Origin of the sequence: Mangrovimicrobium sediminis, assembly GCF_004745945.1 — a bacterium.
Classification (GTDB): Bacteria; Pseudomonadota; Gammaproteobacteria; order Pseudomonadales; family Halieaceae; genus Mangrovimicrobium; species Mangrovimicrobium sediminis.
The window spans coordinates 229,254-248,779 of the sequence record NZ_SRLE01000005.1 but is presented as its reverse complement, the minus strand read 5'-3'; the positions used below and the strand labels follow the sequence as shown (position 1 = coordinate 248,779).

13 protein-coding genes are annotated in these 19,526 nt (G+C 67.6%); 7 read left to right on the top strand and 6 right to left on the bottom strand.

Annotation, left to right across the window (positions count from 1 at the left end):
• Nucleotides 1-25 precede the first annotated feature (25 nt).
• A complete protein-coding gene (locus E4634_RS06020) occupies nt 26-883 on the top strand; it encodes a PP2C family protein-serine/threonine phosphatase (RefSeq protein ID WP_135441820.1) in 858 nt (285 codons plus the stop codon).
• Between the two features lie 51 nt (nt 884-934).
• Here the strand turns inward: E4634_RS06020 and E4634_RS06015 are convergent, their stop codons facing one another.
• From E4634_RS06015 to E4634_RS05995, 5 genes are all read right to left on the bottom strand, one after another.
• Nucleotides 935-1,657 carry an FHA domain-containing protein gene (locus E4634_RS06015; RefSeq protein WP_135441818.1) on the bottom strand — a complete coding sequence of 241 codons (723 nt, stop codon included), beginning with the start codon at nt 1,655-1,657 and terminating at the stop codon, nt 935-937.
• 100 nt (nt 1,658-1,757) lie between these two features.
• Nucleotides 1,758-3,497, bottom strand: coding sequence for a tol-pal system YbgF family protein (locus tag E4634_RS06010; RefSeq protein WP_135441816.1), 1,740 nt, complete (start codon nt 3,495-3,497; stop codon nt 1,758-1,760).
• Nucleotides 3,490-5,673, bottom strand: a complete 2,184-nt coding sequence (locus E4634_RS06005; protein WP_135441814.1) for a cytochrome C — start codon at nt 5,671-5,673, stop codon at nt 3,490-3,492. The genes E4634_RS06010 and E4634_RS06005 overlap by 8 nt, the downstream gene beginning before the upstream one ends.
• Nucleotides 5,661-7,223: a cytochrome c3 family protein gene (locus tag E4634_RS06000; protein WP_135441812.1), complete on the bottom strand. Its 1,563-nt coding sequence runs from the start codon at nt 7,221-7,223 to the stop codon at nt 5,661-5,663. The genes E4634_RS06005 and E4634_RS06000 overlap by 13 nt, the downstream gene beginning before the upstream one ends.
• A 4-nt stretch (nt 7,224-7,227) precedes the next feature.
• Entirely contained in the window at nt 7,228-8,061 is an 834-nt protein-coding gene (locus E4634_RS05995) for a hypothetical protein (protein WP_135441810.1), read from the bottom strand.
• Between the two features lie 172 nt (nt 8,062-8,233).
• Here E4634_RS05995 and E4634_RS05990 point away from each other — a divergent pair, with 172 nt between their 5' ends.
• From E4634_RS05990 to E4634_RS05965, 6 genes are all read left to right on the top strand, one after another.
• The gene (locus E4634_RS05990; protein ID WP_206046811.1) at nt 8,234-9,538 is read left to right on the top strand and encodes an NAD(P)-binding domain-containing protein; all 1,305 of its coding nucleotides are present in this window, start codon (nt 8,234-8,236) and stop codon (nt 9,536-9,538) included.
• Nucleotides 9,535-11,505, top strand: coding sequence for an ankyrin repeat domain-containing protein (locus E4634_RS05985; RefSeq protein WP_135441806.1), 1,971 nt, complete (start codon nt 9,535-9,537; stop codon nt 11,503-11,505). The genes E4634_RS05990 and E4634_RS05985 overlap by 4 nt, the downstream gene beginning before the upstream one ends.
• A gap of 253 nt (nt 11,506-11,758) precedes the next feature.
• The gene (locus E4634_RS05980; protein WP_135441804.1) at nt 11,759-12,256 is read left to right on the top strand and encodes a nitroreductase family deazaflavin-dependent oxidoreductase; all 498 of its coding nucleotides are present in this window, start codon (nt 11,759-11,761) and stop codon (nt 12,254-12,256) included.
• A gap of 7 nt (nt 12,257-12,263) precedes the next feature.
• Complete coding sequence (locus E4634_RS05975; RefSeq protein WP_135441802.1) at nt 12,264-13,331, top strand: D-2-hydroxyacid dehydrogenase; 1,068 nt, start codon at nt 12,264-12,266, stop codon at nt 13,329-13,331.
• 158 nt (nt 13,332-13,489) lie between these two features.
• The gene (locus E4634_RS05970; protein WP_135441800.1) at nt 13,490-14,716 is read left to right on the top strand and encodes an efflux RND transporter periplasmic adaptor subunit; all 1,227 of its coding nucleotides are present in this window, start codon (nt 13,490-13,492) and stop codon (nt 14,714-14,716) included.
• Nucleotides 14,716-17,763, top strand: a complete 3,048-nt coding sequence (locus tag E4634_RS05965; RefSeq protein WP_135441798.1) for an efflux RND transporter permease subunit — start codon at nt 14,716-14,718, stop codon at nt 17,761-17,763. The genes E4634_RS05970 and E4634_RS05965 overlap by 1 nt, the downstream gene beginning before the upstream one ends.
• Here E4634_RS05965 and E4634_RS05960 read toward each other — a convergent pair.
• Nucleotides 17,760-19,430, bottom strand: a complete 1,671-nt coding sequence (locus E4634_RS05960; RefSeq protein ID WP_135441796.1) for a methyl-accepting chemotaxis protein — start codon at nt 19,428-19,430, stop codon at nt 17,760-17,762. The genes E4634_RS05965 and E4634_RS05960 overlap by 4 nt on opposite strands.
• Nucleotides 19,431-19,526: the final 96 nt, after the last annotated feature.

Here is a 19,526-nt window from a genome sequence, read left to right as displayed (position 1 = left end):
CCCGCGATCAAAACCAGAATATTGAATGACCGCATTCTTCGCTGACAGCCACCCCGGACACAAACGCAGCCACAACGAAGACAGCTTCGAGGCAGACGCTGATCGTGGCCTGTGGCTGGTCGCCGATGGCGTCGGCGGTCACGCCAACGGTGAAATCGCATCGGCCATCGTCCGCGACACCCTGGTGCGCGACCTCGCCGCCGGCGAGTTGCTGGTCGATGCCATCCGTCATTCCCACCAGGAAATCCTCAACGAAATCGCCAAGCGCCCGTCGAGCAATATGGGCTCCACCGTGGTCGCCATGCACCTCGAGGACAACGACTTCGAGATCGCCTGGGTCGGCGACAGTCGCGCCTACCTGTTCGACGGCGAGAAGCTGCGCCAGCTGACCCGCGACCACAACCCGGTCAGCGAAATGCTCGCGCGCGGCGCAATCACCCCGGAACAGGCGGCGCAGCACCCGGAGCGCAACGTGCTGAGCCAGTCGCTGGGTGTTTCCGACAGCATCCAGGTCAACCCCGAACGGGTGCGCGGCGAGATGCACCGCGGCGAACAGATCCTGCTGTGCAGCGACGGGCTCACCGACGAATTGTCGGATGCGCAGATCACCCAGTTGCTGCGCGAACACGCCACGCCGCAGGCGCAGGGCCAGGCACTGGTCAAGGCGGCGCTGGATGCCGGCGGCCGCGATAACGTGACGGTTGTTATCGTCGGCGCCTCCGCTTCCGCCCCGGGCCACGCGCAGTCATTCCCCGCACTGCAACCCGGCGAAGACGCACAGTTCAGCGAGGAAAGCGCGCGCACCAGCAAACGCCACGACCGCCTGGTGTGGGTCATGCTGACCATCATGGTGGTTGGCGCGCTGTTCTGGATGCTGCGCTAGTCCGGTTGCTGCGCCAGGCCGCGGCCGGCACAGCGGGGGAAGGCCAACCGTTCAGTCGCCGCGTTCGAGATCTGCCGCGTGAATAAACGTCGTCTGGTCGCTGGCCTGGCGCTCACTGTGCGGTTTCGACAGGCGCTCGGTCACCCGGAAGATAATATCGTGCAGGCGAATTTCATCGTCGTGGCGCAACTGCTGCCGACCGCCGGCCCGCTTGCCGTTGACCATGGTGCCGTTGGAGGAACCGAGGTCCTCGATAAACAGCCGACCGTCGTCGGCATCGATGCGCGCATGCTGGCGCGACACATGCGGCGTGACGATGGCCAGGTCGCACTCCAGCGCGCGCCCCAGCACCAGTGAATCGCGCACCGCATAGCTCAGGCCGCTGAGCGGCCCGGTCTCGGCGGAAATCACCCACTGCACCTCGCCGTCATCGCCGCGCTTGAGGAAGCCCGAGACACCCTGGCTGCGGCGGTCGTTGATCGGCGGGACATTGTTCAGGATGCGTCGCTCCTCGAAGCTGCGGGTACGCACGATACCGCGGGAGGACACCTGGAAAAACCAGGCCAGCGCGAAGGTGACGGGAAAACCCAGCACGGAGGCGTAGAGCAGGTAGCGGGAGATGAGGTCCTCGTCGAAGCCCAGCGCAGGACCGACGATGTCGATCACCTGCAATGCACCCCAGCACAGCAGGATGTACAGCACACAGGTGCGGATCACCTTGCGCCGGCGCAGCTCATTCAGGAACGAACGGCGCGGCTTGCCCCCATCTTCCATACTCGACCCGACTGGATAGTTCTGATTGTCGTCGGGGGGAACTATAACTCAGTTATTCACGGGAAGTGAATGCGGGGTGCCCGACCGGGCCCCCCGGCCATCAGAAGCGCTGGTGCACGCCCATCAGTACGTAGCCCTGGTGCACCTTGAAGTCCATGACCTCGAAATCCTGCTGCATGTACTCGTAGCCGGCTTCGAAGTCCAGCAACAGGTCCCGCGACAGGTACCAGTCCAGGCGCAGGCCCGGGCGGATATTGAACGAATCGCGATCGCCACCTTCGGGGGAGCGCTGGGCGGCGGTCAGGCGCAGGGTGAGGTCGACGCCGTTGCCGAAGCGCAGCTTCTCGTCGAGGTACAACACGCTGCTGTCGGCGAAGTCGCCGACCGTGTAGCGAGCGCCGATGCTGAGCACGTCGTTATCGAACAGCGTCTTCTCGTTGATGAACTGCAGGCCGTAGGTGGTATTGGCGTCGCTGTCCGGCGCCTCAAAGGCCGGGTCGTATTGCGGCAGTTCGCTGAGTTCGTAGTGGAAGATCTCGCCGATCATACGCAGCCCCTCGCCCAGCGGCTGGTTGATCACCAGCGAGGCGTAGCGGCTCAGCGCGGTGCGCTCGAGCGCTGCATCGTAGATATCCTGGTTCGGGCCCAGCCGCTCCAGCACCTGGTCGAGGTCCAGTTCGTACTGGCCGATCAGCGCGTTGCTGGCGCTGAGGAAGGGGCTGCGCTGGTAACCCAGCGACAGGGCCACGTTGGTCGCGGTGCCGAAGGTCCAGTTGCCGTTGAACATCAGGTTATTGGCTTCCTGGAACTCGATATCGTAGTCGGCGATGAGCAGGTAGTAGGAGCGCTCGTTGAACCAGGAGAACTCGCCGCCCAGGGCGCGCCGCTCGGTCACCCCTTCGAAGGTCTGCTCCATACCGTAGACGGTGAACTTGATACGCGGGTCGACGAGCTCGTACTCCGCCGCCAGGCTGTATACCTTGTGGTCGCTGCTCGGCGCATCCTGGCTGCTGCCAACCAGGCCGCCGCCGAGCAGGCGCAGGGTCAGGTTGTCCAGTACCGGGTAGCTGATCTCGACGCCGTCGAGGTAGCCGTAGATTCCGTTGTCGCTGGTGCGCTGACGGCCGAGCACCAGTTCCGCGCCGCTGTCCGCGTGCTGCACGCCGACGTAAAGGTTGCGCACACGCCCCTGGGAATCACCGTCATCGGCGCCGTCCGCGAGGTAGCCGCCGCTGGCGCGGCCGCGCCACAGGAAGCCGCCGGTCGAGGCGCGCAGGTAGACGTCGGCATCGCCGGACAGCGACGACATCGGGGTATCGCTCTCGCCGTCCTCGATCTCGCGGCGCAGGCCGCGGTACATGAGCGAGGCGCTGCCGTAGAGCTGGCGCTCATCGCGATTTTCGGCGCGACGGCCGCTGGCACGCGGCGCCGCAGTCGCGGTAACCAGCGCAGTGCGCCGCTGCTGCACGCGCACTTCGCCCTCGCTGCCGGCGTAACGCTGCAGCCACAGGTCGTAGGTCGCCACCGCCTGCTCGCGCTGGCCCTGCTTCTCCTGGCACACCGCGTACAACTCAAGGGCCCAGGCCGCCTGGTCCGCCGGCGCGTTCTGGCTGACTTCCCAGTAGATTTGCGAGGCGCCGGCGAAGTCGCGCGCGCTGTACAACTGGGCGGCGCGCTTCATCTCGCTGTCGACACGTTCGCTGTCCCAGGCGGCTTCCGCTGCAGCGGCGGGCGCCTGGGCGCGGGCCGCGGCCGGTAGTAGCAGGGCCATGGGCAGGCAGCACAGCAGTGCGGCCAGGGTAGTGCGGGCGCAGTTCCCGCCGGCAGGCTGGCTAGTCAAAGTCCCTGTCCCCCACACGGTGTTCACCGAAGCGCGTTTCCTTGATACGGGTAAGCGTCGCGTCGGTGTAGATATGGCAGGCGCCGGTGCAGTCGCGCAGCTCCGACACGGTGTAGTCGCGGTCGGGATTCTCGTGCTTCTTGTGCTCGTCCTGCTCGTAGTCATTGGCATGACAGCCGGCGCAGTCCGGCTGGTAGGCGGCGAAGCGCCACGGGATCAGCTCGGCGTTGGTGGTGTGGCAGTCCGTGCAGCCCAGGTTGCGGGCGTGCTCGCCCGGGTAGTTGGGCGTGGTATGGCTGAAGATATCCGGCTCCCAGGCCATGGTCGTGTGGCAGTAGCCGCAGTCGCGGGTGGTCTGGAAGTGCCCCGGGTCCTTGCCCTCCGCCGTGGTGCCGTTGTGGCAGCTCTGGCAGTTGCCGGTGATGCCCTGGTGGGTGAAGTTGGCCGGTTCCCAGGCGATGGTGGAGTGGCAGACGTTGCACTCCTGGGTAGTGGGCAGGTGATCACCTGGCTTGCCCTCGGCGGTGGTGCCGTTGTGGCAGCTGGTACAGCCGCCGGTGATGCCGTCGTGGGTAAAGCTCGCCGGCAGCCAGGCCATGGTCGAGTGACAGGCGACGCAGTCCGCGGTGGTCGGGATGTGGTCGCCGGGCTTGCCCTCGGCCTCGTTGCCGTTGTGGCAACTCTGGCAGTTGCCGGTGATGCCAGTGTGGTCGAAGCCCGCCGGCAGCCAGGCCATGGTCGAGTGACAGGCAACACAGTCCTGGGTAGTCGGCAGGTGGTCCGCCGGCTTGCCCTCGGCGTCATTGCCGTTGTGGCAGCTCTGGCAATTGCCGGTAATCCCGCGGTGGTCGAATGTCGCCGGCAGCCAGGCCATGGTCGAGTGGCAGGCGGCGCAGTCCTGGGTGGTCGGCAGGTGGTCGGCCGGCTTGCCGTCGGCGAAGTCGCCGTTGTGGCAGCTGCGGCAGTTGCCGGTAATGCCCTGGTGGGTGAAGTTCGCCGGCTCCCAGGCCATGGTCGAGTGGCACACGGCGCAATCCTGGCTGGTCGGCAGGTGGTCGGCAGTCTTGCCCTCGGCAAAGTTACCGTTGTGACAGCTCTGGCAGTTGCCGGTAATACCCTGGTGGGTGAAGTTCGCCGGCACCCAGGCGACAGACGAGTGGCACACGGCGCAGTCCTGGCTGGTGGGAATGTGGCCCGCGTCCTTGCCCTCGGCAAAGTTACCGTTGTGACAGCTCTGGCAGTTGCCGGTGATGCCCTGGTGGGTGAAGTTCGACGGCACCCAGGCCATGGTCGAGTGACACACCACGCAGTCCTGGCTGGTGGGAATATGGTCCGCCGCCTTGCCCTCGGCGGTTGTGCCGTTGTGGCAGCTCTGGCAGTTGCCGGTGATGCCGGCGTGATCGAAGGTCGCCGGCAGCCAGGCCATGGTCGAGTGACACGCCACGCAATCCTGGCTGGTCGGCAGGTGGTCCGCGGGCTTGCCCTCAACCAGGGTGTTGTTGTGGCACTGGGTGCAGTTGCCGGTCACCCCGGCGTGGCTGAATGTGGCCGGCAGCCAGGCGAAGGTCGCGTGGCAGTCCGCGCAGTCCTGGTTGGTCGGGATGTGCAGCGCCGGCTTGCCATCCGCGAAGGTCCCGTTGTGGCAGCTCTGGCAATTGCCGGTAATGCCGCTGTGATCAAAGCCCGCAGGCAGCCAGGCCATGGTCGAGTGACAGTCCAGGCACTGGGGGCCGGAGGGCACATGATCCGCCGGTTTGCCCTCGGCCAGGCGGCCGTTGTGGCACAGGGCGCAGCTGGATGGCAGCTGGCTGTGGTCGACGCGCACCACCTCCTGCCAGTTGAAGGTGGTGTGGCAGCTGTCGCAGGTGGCGGTGGTCGGAATGTGGTCCTGCGGTGCAAACGAGGCGTCGAGGAAACTGTTCGGGCTGTGGCAGATCTGGCATTCGCGCGGCGTGCCGACGAAACGCCCCTCCTGGTGGCACTCCTCACACTGCAGGTCGCGGTGCGCGCCGCGCAGTTCGAAGCCGGTGGTGAAATGGTCGAACGCGGGTTGCGTGGGCGCTGCCTCCCGGGCCTGGGCGGACCCGGCCAGGAAGGGCCCGGCCAGGAAGGCGCAGGCCAGCAGCAGCAACGCCAGCTGGACCAGGCCGGTGGCGCGTTGAATTACCTGTGCCATTGAATATCTCCAAAGGATGCATCGCTGTGACAGCGGCCACAGTCGCCGCCGAAGCGCCCGTCGTGCCGGTCCTGCTGCGCGTGACAACCCGCGCACTCGTGGGCCACATCGCTGGCGCTCTCGCCGCGGTGACAGCTGTCGCACGTGAGTCCCCGGTGGGCGCCGGCAAGTTCAAAGCCGGTTTGCGCCGCGTGATCGAATTGCCACAGGCTCCAGCCGTTGGGCGTGTGGCACTGGTGGCATTCGCCGCCCAGGGAACCCGAATGCGCATCCTCGGCCCGGTGGCAGTCGATACAGGCGTCGCTGGCCTGGGTGAATTCATGGCCGGCATGGCAGTCGCCGCAGGCGGCGATGGCGTGCATGCCCTCGAGCGGGAAGCGGGTGAGCTCGTGGTCGAAGCCGCTGACGCCGGACCAGGCTTCGGTGCCATGGCAGGTGTCGCACTCCTGCATGGCCGCGGAGCGGTGCACGTCGTCGCTCTGGTGGCAAGCCACGCAGCGGGTCTCCAGCGGGTCGTCCAGCGCGCCCTGGTGGCACTGCAGGCAGGCTAGGTCGGCATGGGCACCGCGCAGCGGCCAGTCGGCCTCACGGGCGTGGTCGAAGCGCGTCTTGCGCCACTGCTGGTTGTCGTGGCACTGGCTGCAATCGCTGCCGTGGCGACCGGCGTGGACATCGTCCTCGCGGTGGCAGCCGGCGCAGTCAGTGGCCGGCGGCGTGCCCGCCACGTCGTCGAAGTGACAGGCCCGGCAGGGTGTCTCGGCGTGGGCGCCGAGCAGGGCAAAATCGGTCTCGCCGGCATGGTCGAAGCTCGGCGTGCTCCACTCGCGCTCGCTGTGGCAGCGCGCGCAATCCTCGCCATAGCGCCCCAGGTGAACATCCTTGAGCTGGTGGCAGGCGACGCAGGCGGTGTCGTCGAAACTGTAGCGCTCGCCCGCGTGGCAGGTGCCGCAGGCGGCCTCCTGGTGGGCGCCGCGCAGGGTAAAGCCAGTCTCCGCGTGGTCGAACGCGGCAGTCATGGCCCAGGCCTCGGTGCTGTGGCAGCCGCCGCAGTCCTCGCCGAGTTCGCCGCGGTGACGGTCGTCCTCGCGGTGGCAGCCGGCGCAGTCGGAACCGGTGTCGCGGAACGGCGTGTCCGCGGCGTGGCAGCCGTCGCAGGCCACGCCCTGGTGGCCGCCGGTGAGTTCGAAATCGGTGAGCCGGTGATCGAAGGTGTCGCGGTCCAGGGCGACGATGTCGAAGTCGCGGCCCTTGTGATCGACATGGCATCCCTTGCAGATACTCGCCGCAACCGCTGGCGAGCGGCCGTGGAAGCCACTCTTGCCGGCGATGTCGGCGGCCACCGCCTCGTGACAGTCCAGGCACAGTTCATCCTGGCCCGCCTTGTCGAAACCGCGGTGGCAGGCGTCGCAGTTCTCCTCCTCGTCGGCGTGCGCGGCGCTGAGGGGGCCGGGCATGAGCACCATGGACTTGAGGTCGAGGCGCGCCTGCGCCGGCCCGGCCAGGCAGGCCAGTGCGAACAGGAGGACGACAAGGCATCTGCACGCGCACATTGCATCAGTACCAATGCACCACGACCACGTGGATGATGGCCGTCACCACCATCAACAGGAAGACCGGGATGTGGGCCACGTGCCAGAAGCCGAACAGGCGCTCGAACAGGCGCAGGCCGGCCAGCTTGTCGAGCAGGCTGGCCAGGGCGCGCTGCCGCTTGCGCAGGGTGTCGTCCGTCCCGCCCGCCTGGCGGATCTGTTTCGCGGTCTTGCGCAGCCAGTTGCGCTGGCGCAGCAACTGGCGCAGGGACACGCCGCCGCGCTGGCTGTCGATGATATCGGTACACCCCTCGAACAGGTTGCGCGCGGCCTCGCGCCGGGCCGGGTCCGGGTCGCCCTGCTGCATCTGGTTGTAGATGAACTCGAGGTCGCTGCGCACCTGGCGCAACTCGACCTGCTGACCGTAAAGGCCGAAGTGGAACTTGCCGTAGAGGTAACGCCCGATCAGGCCGCTGCCGGCGACCAGCAGCATACAGCCCAGGGCGACGCTGCTGTTGGTGGAACCGAGCTGGAAGTTGCAGTGCAGGAGGATACACAGCGGCCCCATCACGCCGAGCACCATGTGCAGGCGAAACCAGCTGGCCAGCCTGCCCCAGCTGCGCATAGCTGCCAGGCGCTTGCGCAATGGGTAGAGGAGCAGGAGCAGCATGAGGCTGACGCCGATGATACCCAGCAGGTAGCCGAGGCCGGATTCCGCCTCGAGGTAACGGTGGTCGCGAATCCACCACGCCCAGAGCATCAGCGCCGCTACCGCGGCGGCGAACACCCGGAACGCGATGCGCGGGGAATGTCTGGCGTAGCGACGCTCTACCGCCGGGCTGTCAACCACGTCCTGCACAGGTCTTCACACGTCATTGTTATTCGTCATTGTGGAAGCTTGCCGACCGAGCCTTAAGGTGGCCTTAAGCTATCCCGCCCCCAATACCTTACGAATTGTACCGGTATCATTTGTCATGAAACAAACATTCCCTTCAAAATACGCAGGAAATTTGCACCTACCTGGATCCGGCGTGGCTGAAGTGATTGTTGTCGCGGTGTATGGCACCCCCGCCGTCATCGTGATCTGGCTCTACCTGTACCTGCAGGGGCGCCGCAGCGGGCGCGCGCTGGAGGTCTACCGGGAGTCCATGGAGTCGGGCCTGGTGGAACCCGCATCGCTGCACCCGACCATCGACTACAGCCGCTGCCTGGGCTGCGCCACCTGCGTCGACGCCTGTCCGGAGAAGGACGTGCTCGGCGTCATCGACAACCAGGTGCGACTGATCTCGCCGGCCTCCTGTATTGGCCACGGCGCCTGCCGCACCGCCTGTCCCACCAACGCCATCGACCTGGTGTTCGGCACCGCCACCCGCGGGGTCGACATCCCCCACGTCGGCGCCGATTTTCAGACCAACGTCCCCGGCATTTATATCGCCGGCGAACTCGGCGGCATGGGCCTGATCCGCAACGCCATCGAGCAGGGCCGGCAGGCGGTGGCGGCGATCCGCGACAGCGGCCGGGTCAACCGGCCGGGGCTGCTGGATGTGGTGATCGTCGGTGCCGGCCCGGCCGGGATCAGCGCCGCGCTGGCGGCGCGCGAGGCGGGCCTGTCCTACCTGGTGCTGGAGCAGGACTCGATCGGCGGCACGATTTCCCACTACCCGCGGGGCAAGGTGGTGATGACCGCCCCGGCGCAGCTGCCCCTGCTCGGCGAGTTCCAGTTCCGCGAGACCAGCAAGGAGCACCTGATGGAGTTCTGGACCGGCGTGGTGGCCAAGGCCGAGCTGGCGGTGCGCACCGGAACCCGGGTATCCGCGGTGGACCCCATCGACGGCGGCTTCGCGGTAGAAGCGGCCGAGCGACACGCCGCCAGCAACGTGCTGCTGGCGATCGGCCGGCGCGGCACGCCGCGCACCCTCGGCGTGCCCGGGGAGGCGCTGGGCAAGGTGGTCTACCGGCTGGTGGACCCGCAGCAGTACCGCGGCACCCGGGTTCTGGTGGTGGGCGGCGGCGACAGCGCGCTGGAGGCGGCCATCAGCCTCGCCGAAGAGCCCGGCACCGAGGTCGTCCTGTCCTACCGAGGCACAGCCTTCAACCGGGTGAAAAGCAAGAACCGGCAGCGACTGGCGGCTGCAGTGGATGCCGGCCAGCTGGACCTGCGCCTGCAGTCCACGGTGCGCGAGATCACGCCCGACGCGGTGTACCTGAACCAGGACGGCGCGGAGCTGCAATTGCCCAACGACCACATTATTGTCTGCGCCGGCGGCATCCTGCCCAACGCCTTCCTCGAATCCATCGGCGTGACCGTCGAGACCCACTACGGAACCGCCGTATGAGAGCCCTCCTCACGCTTGTGCTGTTACTCATCGCCCTGCCCGGCAGCGCCGACGAGGACCTCGCCGCAGGCTATACCGCCATGCGCCTGGGTGCCTTTGACGAGGCCGCGCGGGTGTTCTCCGCCGCCGCCCAGGAGGGTTCCGCGGAGGCCCAGTACCAGCTCGGTCGCCTGTACCTGGTCGGCCGCGGCGTGCCCCGCGATGGGGACAAGGCGCAACACTGGCTGCAGCAGGCCGCCGCCCAGGGCTCCGCAGACGCGCAATACTCGCTGGCCGGCCTGTTGCGCGAGCGCGGTGACGCCGACGCCGCCCGGCAGATGCTGGAACGCGCGGCCGCCGGCGGCAACGCCCGGGCGCGCGCCGAACTCGAGGCGCCGGCAGCCGCTGCTACCACGACGGTAAAAGCCACCGGCGGCGCTGATATCGGCCAGCGCTGGGTGCGCGCCGCGGTCGCCTGCGACACGGAGCAATTGCGCCGGCTGCTGGCGGACGGCGCCGCGGTCAACGCGCGGGACAGCCATGGGCGCAGCGCACTGTATTACCTGGTGGCCTGCGACAGCGTCGAGGGTATCGACCTGCTGCTGGCGCACGACGCCGATCCGGACCAGGCCGATGCCGACGGTGAAACCCCGCTGCTCCTCGCGGTCAGGCGCGGCAACCAGGCCAGCGCCCGGCGCCTGCTGGCCGGTGGTGCCGACCCCGACGGCGGCGGCAGCGGCGGCGAGCGACCGCTGCATATCGCCGTGCGCAACCACGACCACGCGCTGCTCGGCGCCCTGCTGGAACAGCGCCCGCAGTTGAACGCACAGAATCGCCAGGGCCAGACCGCCCTGGACCTGGCCGAGTTGACCGGCGACACCCGCGCCGCGCAGCTGCTGGCCAGCGCCGGCGCACAGCACGGGCCCGACTGGCGCGCGCGCGGCGACACCTCGGGCAGCGCCATCGCCGGCCATCTCGGCAACACGCCCGGCGGTGCCGTCCCCTGGCAGCTGGCGCGCCAGGCCGTGCTGCAGGACGAGCGCGACGTGCTGGCCGCCCTGCTCGGCGAGCGCGGTGCCGACTTCCTCGACCGTATCGACAGCCAGGATCGCAGCCTGTTGATGTACGCCGCAGAGGCGCGCAGCGCCGGGGTGATCGGCGAACTGATCGCCGCCGGCGCCAACCCGGACCTGGCCAACAGCGCCGGGCAGACCGCGCTTATGCTGGCGGCACAGCGCGGCGCCGGGGATGTGGCCAGCGCGCTGATCGACGGTGGCGCACAACTCACGGCGCGGGACAAGGCCGGCCGCGATGCGATCCACCTGGCGCTGGCGGCCGGCCAGCACAACATGGCGCGGCAGTTGCTGCGCGGGGCCGGCGACCTCGACCGGCAGGACCAGCAGGGCCAGAGCTACCTGGTGCTGGCCACCATCGAGGAGGATACCGAACTGGCGCAGGACCTGTTGCGCCGCGGCGCCCGCGCGGACCTGGCAGACAAGCGCGGCCGCGCCGCCCTGTGGTACGCCGCCCGCGACTGCAGCGAAGCCCTGCTGGCACCCCTGGCCAGCGGCGGCGCCGCGGATGTCGCTGACGACAGCGGGCGCACCCCCCTGCACATCGCCGCCGCCGAGGGCTGCGCAGCGGCACTGCCGGTACTGCTACGCGCCGGCGCCGACATCGACACGGCCACGAAACGCGGTAATACGCCGTTGATGCTGGCGATTCGCAACCGGCAGGAAGCCGCCGCCCTCGCCCTGCTGCAGGCCGGCGCCGCGGTGGACGCGCGCAACAGCAGCCGCGACACGGCACTCATCTACGCTGTCGAGGCCGGCTCCGAGCCGCTGGTGCAGGCGCTGCTGGAGCACGATGCGGACCCCTATCGCCGCAACGAGCGCGGCGAGTCCGCCGCGAGTCTCGCCGAGCAACAACAGCCGGCGCTCTACCGGCTGATCAAGGAACACGGCAAGCTGGATTTCCTGCCGTTCTGACGTGTTTCGCGAGTCCGCGTCCCGGCCTGTTCCCGGCCGGGTCGCTGCGAAGCGGATCGCGCCGAGTCCGGCCGCGCTGCACCCTATCGCCTTGCAACCAGTCGCACTGCAACCAGTCGCATCAGACGGGTCACAAGCATCGGGCTGTGCGGTACCGACGAGTGCTGTGCTAATGTGACCCGGCGTTGCGCCGGGGATGTCCCGCCCCCGGCCCACCTGACATAACGTCAACAGCGACAGGACCCACACGCCCATGAGCCAGGAAAACCCGGACGAACTACTCGCGCGCACCATCGCCTTCGTCAACGAACACCTGCAGACCTACCTCAGTTCTGGCGGCACCCGCGGCCATATCATGGACATGTCCCACGTCGGCGTGCCCTACCCGCTGCCCACGCTGCTGTTGCAAACCCGCGGCCGTCACAGCGGCCAGGCGCGCACGGTACCGCTGATCTACGGCTGCGTCGGCGGCGAGTGGGTGGTGATCGCCTCCAAGGGTGGCGCGCCGGAACACCCGGCCTGGTACCTCAACCTGGCCGCCGAACCGCAGGTGGTGTTCCAGGTCGGCACCCAGGCCTTCAGCGGCACCGCGCGGGTCGCCGAGGGGGAGGAGCGCGCCTGGCTGTGGGATTACATGCAGCGCCACTACCCACCCTACCGCGACTACCAGGTCTCTGCCGGCGCACGCAGCATCCCTGTGGTCCTGCTGCGCGCGGAGCACGAGGCGCCGGTCCTCGGCGCGGCGGACTGACTCCGCGATGGGCGATACGATCAACGTCTGCGTCTGCGTGCCACTGGACAGCGACACGCGCACGGCCGCAGAACACGCGGCGACCGAGCGCGCTTTTCAGGCACTGGAACCGCGCCTGCGCTTCACCTACGCCGCCTACAGCGACCCGCCGGAGATACGCGCGCTGCGCGGCCAGCCGGACTATGCCCGCGCGCGCGAGTTATTGCCGCCGCCAGCGCCCGCCCTGCGCGATGCGCTGCGCGAAGCGGACATCGCCTTCGCCATCGACCTGCCCTTCGACATGCACGAGCTGGCGCCGCGCCTGCGCTGGGTGCAATCCATCGGCGCCGGTATCGGCCAGTTGCAAAGCTGCGGCCTGGACCGCCTCGGCGCAGCCCTGACCAGCGGCGCAGGCATCGCCTCCCCGGCCATCGCCGAGTTCGTCATCGCGCGCATCCTCGCCCACTGGAAACTGTTCGACCGCTACGCGCAGATGCAGGCGGAGCACCGCTGGGAGACCGTCTACGGGCACAGCCTGGCCGGCAGTGTGCTGGGTATCGTCGGGCTGGGCGCCATCGGCGAGGCCACCGCGCAGCGCGCCCACGCCCTGGGCATGCGGGTGATCGCCACCCGCCGCGACCCGGCGTCCGGCGCGCCTCCCTCGGTGGAGGCACTGTACCGCCCGGCGCAACTGCCGGAACTGCTGGGGGCGGCGGACGCCGTGGTGCTGTGCGCCGCGGAAACCGCGCAGACCTACCGCCTGTTCGATCGCGAGGCATTCGCTGCGATGCGCCCGGGCAGCTATTTCTGCAATGTGTCGCGCGGTTCACTGGTGGACGAGGACGCCCTGCGCGAGGCCCTGTGCAGCGGCCACCTCGGCGGCGCCAGCATCGACGTGACTGTGGCGGAACCGCTGCCCGCGAACAGCCCGCTGTGGGACACACCCAACCTGCACATCTCGCCGCACAGCGCGGGCTCACTGGACCACTTTTTCGACCGCGCCTGGGAACTGTTCCTGGACAACATGCGCCGCTACCTGGCCGGCGAGCCGATGCGCAACCAGTGCAGTAACCGCCGCGAGGAACACGCCGGCTGAGCCGCGGCCGACAATTACGGTTTTGTAACCATCCACGGCACGGCACTTGCGTATACGAAGAGCAGGATAGGTTACGATAGGCAACTTCATAATGTCGGCCAGCGATCCTACAGGGTCGTTTGCTATGGCCGGCGTTCACCCGGGGAAACAATCCGCGCATGTTGAAACGCATCATTATTGCCGTGCTGGCCCTCGCGCTGCTGTTTGGCGGCGTTATCGGCTTCAAGCTGTTCAAGCAGGCAAAAATCCGCGAGTACCTCGCCAACCGCGACACGCCGCCGGTCTACCTCAACGCCACGCTGGCCCGCGCCGAGACCTGGCAGCAGCGCCTGGACGCCATCGGTAGCCTGCGCGCGCGCCAGGGCATCGAGATCCGCAGCGAGGTCAGCGGCCTGATCCGCAAACTGCATGTGGGCTCGCGTGAAAGCGTCGCCGCCGGGGACGTGCTGGTGGAACTGGACGACACCGTGGACCGGGCGACGCTGAAAAGCGCCAGGGTGCGCCTGGAAAAAGCGCGCACCGATTTCCAGCGCGACTCCGCCCTGTTCGAGCGCTCGCTGATCTCGGAAGAGCAGTTCGACAACACCCGCAGCGAATTCGAAAACGCCCAGGCGCTGGTCGAGGAGACCCAGGGCATCATCGACAAGAAAACCATTCGCGCACCCTTCGCCGGCACCGTGGGCATCCACAACCTGAACGAGGGCCAGTACCTGGACCAGGGCGATGAACTGCTCACCCTGCAGGCGCTGGATACCCTGTACCTGGACATCAACCTGCCGGAGAACGAACTCGAGCGCCTGCACCCCGGCCAGCGCGTGGAATTCACCGTGCCCACCCACGGTGACCAGGTGTTCACCGGCACCCTGCGCTACGTCGACGTGCGCGTGCAGTCCTCGACCCGCAACGTGCTGCTGCGCGCGGAGGTCGACAACCGCGAGCACGCCCTGCTGCCGGGGATGTTCGCCAAGGCCAGCATCGTGCTCGACGAGGCCAGCGACGTGGTCACCCTGCCGCGCGAGGCGGTCGCGTTCTCGCTTTATGGCGAGACCGCCTACCTGCTGGAGGCCGCGGGCAAGGGCGCCGATGGCCAGGCGCGCTGGGTAGCGCGCCGCCGCCCGGTGCAAAGCGGCGAGTTGCGCGACGGGCGCCTGGCACTGACCGGCATCGACGCCGGCGCCTGGGTGGCGCTGGACACGCAGAACCGCCTGCTCGAGGGCAGCCCGGTGGTGATCGCCAACCTCGACGCGATCGGGACTCCGGCGGCAGACGACGCCACCGAAGCGGAAGCTGCTCCACAAGCCGCGCCGGACGACAACGGCACCGGGCAACCACTGGCGAGCGACGATACGCCCGCGACCAGCGACGCGGCGCCGGAGCAGCCCTGATGCATTTCACCGAAGTGTTTATCCGCCGGCCACTGCTGGCCTGGGTGCTCAATTCGCTGATCCTGCTGTTCGGTATCGTCGCCTTCAGCTACCTGGACCTGCGCCCCTACCCAGATGTGGAGAGCGCGCAGATCACCATCAGCACCTCCTACCCCGGCGCCGCCGCCGACGTGGTACAGGGCTTTATCACCGGCCCCCTGCAGCGGGCGATCCTCGGCGCCGAGGGTATCGATTACTACGAATCCAGCACCGCCGACGGCCAGTCCACCATCACCATCTACGTGGCCAGCGGCTACGACACCGACCAGGTCATGACCGAGTTGATCGGCAAGGTCGCCTCGGTGCGCGGTGAACTGCCGGACAACGCGCTGGAGCCGGTGGTCAGCAAATTGTCCGGCGCCACACCGACAGTCTGGGTGCGGGTGCTGGACCCGGTGATGAGCCCGGAGCAGATCACCGAATTCTTCAACCGGGTGATGCGCCCGGAACTACTCACCGTGGAGGGCGCCGCGGGCCTCAAGGTGATCGGTGCCCGCCCCTTCGCCATGCGCCTGTGGCTGGACCCGGTGCGCATGGCCGCGGTGGATGTGACCGCCGGCGACATCGAGGCCGCGGTGCGCGCCAACAACTTCATCAGCGAGGCCGGCGAGGTGCGCGACACCTGGGCGGTGCAGCCGGTGCGCGCGCAGACCGACATCAGCTCCGCCAGCGCCTTCGCCGATATCGTCATCCGCGAGACCGACAACGCCCTGGTGCGCCTGCGCGACGTGGCCACGGTGGAGCTGGCCTCGGAGCCGCAGCGGCAAAAGGGCTGGGTGAACGGCGACCCGGGCCTGCTGATCGGCGTCTCCATGACCCCGGACTCCAACCCGCTGTCGCTGAGCCGCAACGTGCGCGCCGCCACCGCGAAACTGCAGAACAAGTTGCCGGACACCACCAGCGCCGAGGTGTTTTTCGATCTCGGGCAGTTCGTCGCCAGTTCCCTGCGCGAACTCACGCGCACCCTGTTCGAGGCGCTGGCCATCGTCGCGGTGATCACGCTGCTGTTCTTCGGCAACCTGCGCTCCATCCTGATCATGCTGATCAGCATCCCGCTGTCCCTGGTCGGCACCTTCCTCATCATGTGGATGCTGGACTACTCGCTCAACCTGTTCACCCTGCTGGCCCTGGTGATCGCCATCGGGCTGGTGGTGGACGACACCATCGTGGTGGTGGAGAACATCCACCGTTACATCGAGCACGGGCTGACGCCGATGCAGGCGGCCATCACCGGGGCGCGCGAGGTGATGACGCCAGTCATCGCCATGAGCCTGACGCTGGTCGCGGTGTTCCTGCCGGTGGGTTTCATGCAGGGGCTTTCCGGCGCGCTGATCGCCGAGTTCGTGTTCACCCTGGCGGGTTCCGTGGCGATCTCGGGAATCATCGCCCTGACCCTGTCGCCGATGCTCTGCTCGCGCATGCTCGACAAACAGCATGAGAGCGGTCTCGCCCACTGGCTGGACGAGCGCTTCGACAGCCTGCGCGGACTCTACGCACGAACATTGCGCTCCACCCTGCGCTATCGCCCGGTGTGGCTGCTGGTGGCGCTGGCGGTGTTCTGCAGCATTCCGGCCCTGTTCCTGCTCTCGGAGCAGGAGCTGGTGCCCTCCGAGGACACCGGCTACCTGCACATGGCGTTCTCCACCCCGCGCCATCTCAATGAGGACTACAACTCGCAGGTCGCGCAGCAGCTCGAAGGGGTGATGCGGGAACTGCCGGGCTACCAGGGCTCGCTGCGCCTGGAGGGCATGTTGGGCAACGGCGCCTCGGTCGCGGTGGCCGAGTTCAAGCCCTGGGAACAGCGCGATGTGAGCATCCTCGACCTGGTGCCGGTACTGCAGGAGAAGGTCAACAAACTCACGGGCATGGAGACCAACGTCTTCATCATCGACATCTCACCCGCCGGCCACAACGCCTCGCTGCCGGTACAGATGGCCATCCAGACCACCGACGACTACCGCCACCTGGCCCTGGTCACCGACCGTTTCCTGTCCGAGGTCCGCGACAGCGGCAAGTTCATCTTCGCCGCCAGCGACCTGAAATATGCGCAGCCCCGGGTGCAGGTGGACATCGACCGCGACAAGGCGGGCGAACTGGGCGTGACCATGGCGCAGATCGCCACCACGCTTTCGGTGCTGCTGGGCGAGGGCTATATCAACCGCTTCAGCTACCAGGGCGAGAGCTACGACGTGGTGCCCCAGGCCGTACCCGGGCAGCGCCTGGACCGCAGCTGGCTGGAACGCTACTACGTGCGCGCGGGCAGCGGCGAACTGATCCCGCTGAGCGCCCTGGTCGAGACGCGGCTGACCAGCCAGCCGGCCTCGCGCAAGCAGTTCAACGGCCTGAATGCGGCGACCCTGTCGCTGGTGATGTTTCCGGGGGTTTCCATGCAGGAGGCCATCGACTTCCTCGACGAGACCGCCGCGCGCACCCTGCCGCCCGGCTACAGCATCGACTACGCGGGCAAGTCGCGGGCCTTCCTGCAGTCGGGCAATACCCTGCTGATCGCCTTCGCCCTGTCACTGCTGACCATCTACCTGTTCCTGGTGGCGCAGTACGAGAGCCTGCGCGACCCGCTGGTGGTCATGGTCACGGTGCCCATGTCGCTGTGCGGCGCGCTGATTTTCCTGTGCCTGGATTTCGCCACCCTGAGCCTGTTCAGCCAGGTCGGGCTGATCACCCTGGTCGGGCTGATCAGCAAGCACGGCATCCTCATGGTGGACTTTGCACGGCGCCTGCAGGAACAGGGCGTGGCTTTCGAGGAGGCGATCATCGAGGCCGCCTCGGTGCGCCTGCGGCCCATCCTGATGACCACCGCGGCCATCGTCATGGCGGTGGTGCCGCTGCTGATCGCCTCGGGCCCCGGGGCGGTGAGCCGCTACCACATCGGCCTGGTGATCACCGCCGGCATGAGCATCGGCACCCTGTTCACCCTGTTCGTGCTACCCGTGGTCTACACGCTGGTGGCCAGGCGGCGCAACCCGCAGGGCATGCTGGCGGCCGACTAGGCGGGTTGCTCCTCGCGCACCTTGAACTGGGTGACCAGCCCGGAGAGTGACTGGCTGAGTTCCTCGAGGTCGCGGGTGAACACGGAGGTGCGTTCGATCTCCGTGGACGAGCGCGAGATCAGTTCGCTGATGCGCACCACACCGCGGTCGATGTCCTGCGCCACCGCGGACTGCTCCTCCGCGGCGCTGGCAATCTGCACGTTCATCTCGGTGATCGAGTTGATCGCGCCGACAATCTGTTCCAGCGACATGCTGGCCTGGGACGAGCGCGACACCGAATCCTCCACCGCGACTTCACCGGCGCTCATCGCCTTGACCACCTGGGCGCTGCTGCCCTGCAGCGCCTCGATCTTCAGGCGGATTTCCTCCGTCGCCGCGCGGGTTTCCGCCGCCAGGGTGCGCACTTCATCGGCGACCACGACGAAACCGCGGCCGTGCTCCCCGGCCCGCGCCGCCTCGATGGTGGCGTTCAGCGCCAGCAGGTTGGTCTGTTCGGCGACCTCGCGGATGACGTCGAGCACCGAGGAGATCGACTCGCTGCTGGCGTTCAGTTGGTTGATGACTTCCGCCGTGCTGCGGATTTCCCGCGCCAGCGTGTTGATGGAGTCCATCGCCGCGGACACGACTTCCTTGCCGTGGTCGGCCTCGCCGTTGGCCTGCGATGCGGAGGCCGCGGCGCCCTCGGAGTTGCGCGCGATTTCCGCCGCGGCGTAGGACATCTGGGTCACCGCCGAGGCGATGGTGTGCGACTCCTGGGTCTGCTCGTTCACCGCCGCGGCGTTCTCCTCCGCGTTGTGGCGCAGTTCCGCAACCGCCGCGGTCAGTTGTGCGGTGGCCCCGGTGACGCGGATGATAATGTCCTCGATCTTGGCGACGAACAGGTTGAAGCTGTGGGACATGGTCGCCAGTTCGTCGTGACAGTCGTCGTCCACTTCGAGGCGCAGGGTGAGATCGCCCTCGCCGGTGGCGATATCGTCCATCGCCTCGCTGGTTTTGACCAGGGGACGGACGATCGAGCGCCCGAGCAGGACCGTCAGTACGCAGACCAGCGCAACCACGAACACGCTGATTAACAGGGGCAGGATGATCGCGCTGCGAAATGCCTGGTTGACGTCGACCATGTACACGCCGGAACCGATGATCCATCCCCAGGGCGCGAATTCCTTGACGTAGGAAACCTTCTCGGTGGGCTTCTCCTCACCGGGCAGCGGCCACATGTAGAACACCGTGCCCTCACCGTGGCGCGCCACGACATCCGCCGCCTCGCGGAACAGGTGCTTGCCCGTGGGATCGGTGAAGGAGGCGAGGTTTGTACCCACCAGCTTCGCCGAGAACGGGTGCATCAGCATGCGCGGCTCGCGGTTCTGGATCCAGTAGTAGTTGTCCTCGCCGTAGCGCAGCCCGGCAACCGCCGCCATGGCCTGCGCCTGCGCCTGTTCCTCGCTGAGTTCGCCGTCGGTCTGCAGGCGGTGGTAGTGCTCGACCAGCGAGTAGGCCGTCTCGACCATGAACTGCGTGTTGTTGACCTTCATCGACTTCATGGAGAAGTAGAACTGGGCCAGCATGGAGATCGTCAGCAGCGGCAGGGCCACCAACACCACGCCCAGCAATATCCACAATCGCGTCTGGATGCGAATCCTGCGCATCATCTGAAGTAGTCTGTCCATCCTCACTCGCTCCCCTCGGGCACAGTTATCGGCGGGCGGCTCATAGCAATACCGCCAGGGTCACCCGCAATTACACAGGAGTCCTATCGGCGAAGT